Origin of the sequence: Achromobacter sp. GbtcB20, from assembly GCF_019091095.1 — a bacterium.
GTDB classification, from domain to species: Bacteria; Pseudomonadota; Gammaproteobacteria; order Burkholderiales; family Burkholderiaceae_B; genus Achromobacter; species Achromobacter mucicolens.
In genome coordinates, this window is record NZ_JAGXJZ010000225.1 from 1 (window position 1) to 476 (window position 476).

The 476-nt window shown below is 69.7% G+C and carries 1 protein-coding gene; it reads right to left on the reverse strand.

The window, feature by feature from the left end:
* A partial coding sequence (locus KVT32_RS28710; protein ID WP_217619271.1) for a polysaccharide biosynthesis/export family protein occupies positions 1–476 on the reverse strand: 476 nt, incomplete at both ends.

Below are 476 nucleotides of genomic sequence, written 5' to 3' on the forward strand. Positions count from 1 at the left end.
ATCACGTTCCCGGGGTTGATGCCTTTCTGGACCAGCTCGCGCAGGTTGATGCTGTAGCGGATGTCGCCGCGCTCGAGCGCGAGGCGGCTCTGGTCGTCTGAGGGCAACAGGCCGCCAGCACGGTTCAGCGCTTCGACCAGGGTCATCGGGATGTCGTTGATCGCCTGCAGGCCGGGCGCCTTCACCTCGCCGTCGATGTAGACCCGCTTGCTGCGATAGGCCTGCACGCGCAGGGTGATGTTCGGGTTGGCGATGTACTTGGCCAGCTTTTGCGTCAGCAGCGCGCGCGCCTGCTCCTCGGTCAGGCCCTCGACCGGCAGCAGGCCGGCGAACGGGAACTGGATGCGCCCCTGGTGGTCGACCGCGAACCCCGGCTGGGCGATATTGGCGGTGGCGCCGGCCGCGGCGACCGCGGCGTCGCTCGATGCCGCGGCGGCGGTCATGCCGCCGGCCGCCAGTTCCGGGTGGTCCCAGAC